Origin of the sequence: Kitasatospora sp. NPDC056783 (assembly GCF_042789895.1) — a bacterium.
GTDB lineage: Bacteria > Actinomycetota > Actinomycetes > Streptomycetales > Streptomycetaceae > Kitasatospora.
Genome location: NZ_JBHUAF010000479.1, coordinates 1 through 5,572, shown reverse-complemented (window position 1 = coordinate 5,572; position 5,572 = coordinate 1). Strand labels below are relative to the sequence as shown.

Below are 5,572 nucleotides of genomic sequence, written 5' to 3'. Positions count from 1 at the left end.
GGACGGCGCAGTGCCGTCCGGGGCCGCCGGGGCCTCGCGGGATCAGACCTTGAGGTACTTGCGCAGCGTGAAGAACGCCGCGACGCCGGCCATTCCCATGCCCACCACGATCAGCAGCGGTATCACCGCGAGCACCGAGCCGAGCCCGATGAAGTGGATGAACTGCACCCGGTCGGCCAGCCAGTTCTGGACGAAGAAGTGCCCGCCGACCAGCAGCCCGGAGGCCATCACCGCGCCGAGCAGCGCAGAGAAGGCCGCCTCGGCGATGAAGGGCATCTGGACGTAGAAGTTCGAGGCGCCGACCAGGCGCATGATGCCGGTTTCGCGCCGTCGGCTGTACGCCGACACCCGCACGGTGTTGACGATCAGCAGCAGGGCGACGAAGAGCATCAGCACCATGATCACGAAGGCCGCCGTCTGGAGGCCGTTGAGCAGGCCGAACAGGTTCTCCAGGATCTTCCGCTGGTCCTCGACCGACTTGACGCCGGGCTTGCCGGCGAAGGCGCTCTGGATCACGTCGTACTTGGTCGGGTCGTTGAGCTTGACCCGCCAGGACTGCGGCATCGCGTCCGGGCCCAGGACGGAGATGAGCGGGTTGTCCGGGTTCATCTCCTTCCAGTGCTTGTACGCCTCGGCGGAGCTCTCGTAGGTCGAGGACTGGACCACCGAAGTCATCTTGTCCAGCTGGTCCTTGATGTCCTGGACCTGCTGGTCGGTGGCCGCGCCCTTGTCGCACTGGGGCGAGTTGCGGGCGTCCGCCTTGGTGCAGAAGTAGATGCTCACCTCGACCTTGTCGTACCAGTACCCCTTCATGGAGTTCACCTGGTCGCGGACCAGGAGCGAGGAACCGGCGAGGGCGAGGGAGAGCGCGACGCTGACCACGACCGCGATGGTCATGGTCAGGTTGCGTCGGAGACCCACACCGATCTCCGACAGGACGAACTGGGCACGCATGCGGGAAACAACTCCAGGGTCGGTACTGCTCTGCTCTGGTCTGGCGGTCCGGGCCGGCGGCCCTACGGGTCAGCGCTGGTCGGTCAGTGCTGGTACCCGTAGACGCCGCGGGCCTGGTCGCGGACGAGCAGCCCCTTGTCGAGCTCGATGACGCGCTTGCGCATCTGGTCGACGATGGCCTGGTCGTGGGTGGCCATCAGCACCGTGGTGCCGGTGCGGTTGATGCGGTCGAGCAGCTTCATGATGCCGACCGAGTTCTGCGGGTCGAGGTTTCCGGTGGGCTCGTCCGCGATGAGCAGCATCGGGCGGTTCACGAAGGCGCGGGCGATCGCCACGCGCTGCTGCTCACCACCGGACAGCTCGCCCGGCATGCGGTCCTCCTTGCCGCCGAGGCCGACCAGCTCCAGCACCTCGGGCACCACCTTGTTGATGGCGCTCTTGGGCTTGCCGATCACCTCCAGGGCGAAGGCGACGTTCTGCGCGACCGTCTTGTTCGGCAGCAGGCGGAAGTCCTGGAAGACGGTGCCCAGCTGGCGGCGCATGTGCGGCACCTTCCAGTTGGACAGCTTGCCGAGGTCCTTGCCCAGCACGTGCACCGCGCCCGTGGTGGGGCGCTCCTCGCGCAGGCACAGGCGCAGGAAGGTGGACTTCCCCGAGCCGGACGAGCCGACCAGGAAGACGAACTCGCCCTTCTCGATCTCCAGCGAGACGTTGTCCAGGGCGGGACGGTTCTGCTTGGGATAGGTCTTGGAGACGTTGTCGAATCTGATCACGGCTGCATCACGGAGGCCATCCTAGGCGGCGCCATTCCTCGGTCGCTCCACCCCGGAGGCCCGGTCCGTGGGCGGGCGAAAGGAGCGCAGAGGGCCGCTCCCGGACTGGGACCATACGCGAATCGGCGAGCGGCCCGCAGTGGCCGCCCGCGACGGCGGCCGGAGGCTGGGGGAGAATGTCCGCTTATGCCCCGAATATTGCGAGGCATCTCACAGCCCGGGAGCCGGAACCGCCGGAACCTGGCAGAGTGGAGGTGGCGGCCGGGGTCCGGCCGCTCCCCCGTACAGGGCAGTGTGTGGAACCAAAGCCCCGTCCGGTGCGTTGCATTAAGCAGCAAGGAGGAGATCGCATGACCTGCGACCATCTGGTGTGCGCCAACTGCAACGGCCGCGTCAGCGACGGGCGTTGCCCGGTGTGCCGGGCCAACCGCGCCCGGCTTCAGGAGCAGCAGGGGCCGTTCGCCACGCTCTCCCCCGCGATGCTGCTGGCCGTGCTGGCCGGACTGCTCGCGGTGGCGCTGATCTTCCGGCAGGCACTGGCCTGACGACCACGAGACGTACCACGAAGGCCCCCGACCGCTGCGGTCGGGGGCCTTCCGTGTGTGTCCGGGTGCCTGCTCGGCGGTGTCCGGGTGCCTACTCGGCGCTGGTCTCGCGCTGCTTGCGCCAGCGGATACCGGCCTCGATGAAGCCGTCGATGTCGCCGTCCAGCACGGCCTGCGGGTTGCCCGCCTCGAACGCCGTGCGGACGTCCTTGACCATCTGGTACGGGTGCAGGACGTAGGAGCGCATCTGGTTGCCCCAGGAGCTGCCGCTGTCCTTGAGCGCGTCCATCGCCGCCTTCTCCTCCTGGCGGCGCCGCTCCAGCAGCTTGGCCTGGAGGACGTTCATCGCGGACGCCTTGTTCTGGATCTGCGAGCGCTCGTTCTGGCAGGAGACCACGATGCCGGTCGGGATGTGCGTGATGCGCACCGCCGAGTCGGTGGTGTTGACGCCCTGGCCGCCGGGGCCGGAGGCGCGGTAGACGTCCACCCGCAGCTCGCCCTCGTCGATGTCGACGTGGTCGGACTGCTCGACGACCGGGAGGACCTCGACGCCGGCGAAGGAGGTCTGCCGGCGGCCCTGGTTGTCGAACGGGGAGATGCGCACCAGGCGGTGGGTGCCCTGCTCGACGGAGAGGGTGCCGTAGGCGTACGGCGCCTTCACGGTGAAGGTCGCGGACTTGATGCCGGCCTCTTCGGCGTACGAGGTGTCGTACACCTCGGTGGGGTACCCGTGCCGCTCGGCCCAGCGCAGGTACATGCGCATGAGCTGCTCGGCGAAGTCGGCGGCGTCCACGCCACCGGCCTCGGCACGGATGTTGATCAGCGCCTCGCGGGCGTCGTACTCGCCGGACAGGAGGGTGCGGACCTCCAGCTCCTCGACGGCCTTCTGGAGGGCGACGAGTTCGGCCTCGGCCTCGGTGCGGGTGTCCGCGTCGTCCTCGGCCTCGGCGAGCTCGAACAGCACGCCCAGGTCGTCGATGCGGCTGCGCAGGCTCTCGACCCGGCGCAGTTCGCCCTGGAGGAAGGAGAGCCGGCTGGTCACCTTCTGTGCGTTCGCGACGTCGTCCCACAGGGTGGGGGCGGCTGCCTCCTCCTCCAGGACCGCGATGTCGGCCCGGATCTTGTCCAGGTCGAGGACGGCCTCGATCGACCCCATGGTCGTATCGAGGTTCTTGAGCTCTTCGGAAGGATCGACGGCTGCCACGCCCCCAGGGTAATGGTTCCGGGGGTGATCATGACGACACCCCCGGTTCCCCCGGGCCCCGGGCGGGGGTCAGGGCGCCCGCGGGGCCGTGCCCGTCACCGCCGGACGGCCGGGGTGGCCGCCGTCCGGAGCGGTGGCCGCGAAGGCCGTCCAGGCCGCGGCGGCGCCCGCCAGCAGCAGGACGGTGGCGATCAGCACGGCCAGCAGCCGGCGGCGGCGCAGCAGCGCCTGGCGGTCCCGGCGGTGGCCGGGGGTGACGCGCTGGGCCCGGGACTCGACGGCGTACGCGGCCAGCTCGTCGGCGGACGGGCGGCGCAGGCTGGTGTGGGTGTCCCGGGTGGAGTCCGGGGCGGCGCCGGGCACCAGCGGGACGGCCGGGCCGCGGCGGCGCTTGTGGACGCCCGGTCCGGGGTCGATCTCGGCGTAGACGGCCTCGCCGGGGGTCAGCTGCTCCTCGGCCGGGGCGCGGCCCTGGCCGGGCACGACCAGCACCGGCAGGCCGGCCAGCGAGGGCAGCTGCTCGCGCAGCCGGGCGGCCAGCTCGGCGGCGCGCAGCCGGGAGGCGGGGGCCTTGGCCAGGCATTCGGAGATGACCCGCCACAGCCCGTCCGGCAGGCCGGGGATCGGCGGCACCTGCTCGGTGACGTGCCGGCGCAGCACCGCGCCGGTGTGGCCGCCGCCGAACGGGGTGGAGCCGGCCAGCAGCTCGTACAGCAGGGTGGCGAGGGCGTAGATGTCGACGGCGGCGCGCGGTTCCAGGCCCTCGATGATCTCGGGGGCCAGGTAGTCGGGGGTGCCGATGATCCGGGTGGCCCGGGTGCGGCGCGGGGCGTCGACCAGGCGGGCCACGCCGAAGTCGGTGAGCTTGGCGCGCGGGGCGCCGCCCGGGCCGGGGGCGGCGGCGAGGTCGAGCAGGACGTTCTCCGGCTTGACGTCGCGGTGGACGATCCCGGCCGCGTGCGCGGCGGCCAGGCCGTCGGCGACGTCGGCGATGATCGAGGCGGCGGTCTGCGGCGGCAGCGCGCCGTCCCGCTCCAGCCGGGAGCGCAGGTCGGTGCCCTGGACCAGCTCCATCACCAGGGCGAGGTCGCTGCCGTCCACCACCATGTCGCGCACGCCGACCACCCGGGGGTGGTCGAGGCTGGTCAGCGCGGTGCGCTCCTGGACGAAGCGGCCGACCAGCACCTGGTCGGCGGCGAGGTCCTCGCGCAGCAGCTTGACCGCCACCGGGCCGTCGGGCCCCTCACCGAGCCAGACCGTCCCGGCCGAACCCCGGCCGATCACCTGGTGGACGGTGTACCGGGTGCCGATCTTGCGTGCCAATGCTGCTCCGTGGGCGGCGCGGGAGCGCTCCGGGGGTCCGGCGCGCTCGGTGGGGCGGGACAACAGCGACCAACCTACGCGCCCGGAGGCCTCCGGGCGCCGCCCGAGGGGCCCGGAGCGGGAGTCTCGGGCGAGAAATCTGCCGAATTGTCGACATAGCGTCAATATCGCCGCCCCTGGCGGCCGGAGCCCCGATCGGCCCCGGACCGGCCCGGGAACGGCCCGGGAACGGACCAGCCGGGCGGGCCCGGCCGACGGCCCCGCCCGGTGCGCGGGGCCCTGTCCGACGACATCGGCCGGACAGGACCTAACCGAGGAAGCTGTTCACCCAGTCGCGCGCCGAGTCGAACCAGCCCACGGCGTTGTCCCAGTACTGCGGCAGCGACGTGAAGTTCCACAGCGCCACCCCGGCCAGGGCCAGCACCACCAGCACCATCAGGCAGCCCTTGAGGCAGCCGAGCCCCGGAATGTACATCCGGTTGCGGCTGCGCGGGCGCGGCTCGCGGGCCGGGGCGGGCTCGCGGCGGGCCGGGGCCGGCGGCTCCTCGCGGCGCTGCGGCGGGGCCTCCCGGTACTGCGGCGCCGGCGGCTCGGAGCGGCGCGCCACCGGAGTGGGCGCGGGCGGCGGCGGGTAGCCGCCCTGCGGCCGGCCGTACTCGGCCGGGGCCTGCCGGTAGCCGCCGGGCGGCTGCGGGCGGGCGCCGCCCTGGGCGCGCTGCCCGCCCTGGCCGCCCTGGCCGCCCTGACCACCCTGCCCGCCCTGGCCGCGGCCC

Annotated in this window: 5 protein-coding genes and 1 pseudogene; 1 reads left to right on the top strand and 5 read right to left on the bottom strand. The window is 72.2% G+C overall.

Annotation, left to right across the window (positions count from 1 at the left end; genetic code table 11):
- Nucleotides 1-42: 42 nt before the first annotated feature.
- Together ftsX and ftsE are read right to left on the bottom strand one after the other, a co-directional pair.
- Complete coding sequence (gene ftsX / locus ACFRMQ_RS37385; protein WP_380695304.1) at nucleotides 43-954, bottom strand: permease-like cell division protein FtsX; 912 nt, start codon at nucleotides 952-954, stop codon at nucleotides 43-45.
- 83 nt (nucleotides 955-1,037) lie between these two features.
- On the bottom strand, nucleotides 1,038-1,727 hold the full coding sequence (gene ftsE, locus ACFRMQ_RS37380) for a cell division ATP-binding protein FtsE (RefSeq protein ID WP_049653434.1): 690 nt from the start codon (nucleotides 1,725-1,727) through the stop codon (nucleotides 1,038-1,040).
- 350 nt (nucleotides 1,728-2,077) lie between these two features.
- Between ftsE and ACFRMQ_RS37375 the strand changes: the two genes are divergently transcribed.
- The gene (locus tag ACFRMQ_RS37375; protein WP_380735308.1) at nucleotides 2,078-2,272 is read left to right on the top strand and encodes a hypothetical protein; all 195 of its coding nucleotides are present in this window, start codon (nucleotides 2,078-2,080) and stop codon (nucleotides 2,270-2,272) included.
- 91 nt (nucleotides 2,273-2,363) lie between these two features.
- Here ACFRMQ_RS37375 and prfB read toward each other — a convergent pair whose 3' ends face one another.
- From prfB to ACFRMQ_RS37360, 3 genes and pseudogenes are all read right to left on the bottom strand, one after another.
- A complete protein-coding gene (gene prfB, locus ACFRMQ_RS37370) occupies nucleotides 2,364-3,476 on the bottom strand; it encodes a peptide chain release factor 2 (protein WP_380735306.1) in 1,113 nt (370 codons plus the stop codon).
- A 69-nt stretch (nucleotides 3,477-3,545) separates the two neighbouring features.
- Entirely contained in the window at nucleotides 3,546-4,799 is a 1,254-nt protein-coding gene (locus ACFRMQ_RS37365) for a serine/threonine-protein kinase (protein ID WP_380735305.1), read from the bottom strand.
- Between the two features lie 307 nt (nucleotides 4,800-5,106).
- Nucleotides 5,107-5,572: pseudogene (locus ACFRMQ_RS37360) on the bottom strand (serine/threonine protein kinase); the annotation flags it as partial.

Coding starts and splice junctions, on each gene's coding strand:
- ftsX (WP_380695304.1), bottom strand. CDS start 954: ATGCGTGCCCAGTTCGTCCTGTCGGAGATCGGTGTGGGTCTCCGACGC.
- ACFRMQ_RS37375 (WP_380735308.1), top strand. CDS start 2,078: ATGACCTGCGACCATCTGGTGTGCGCCAACTGCAACGGCCGCGTCAGC.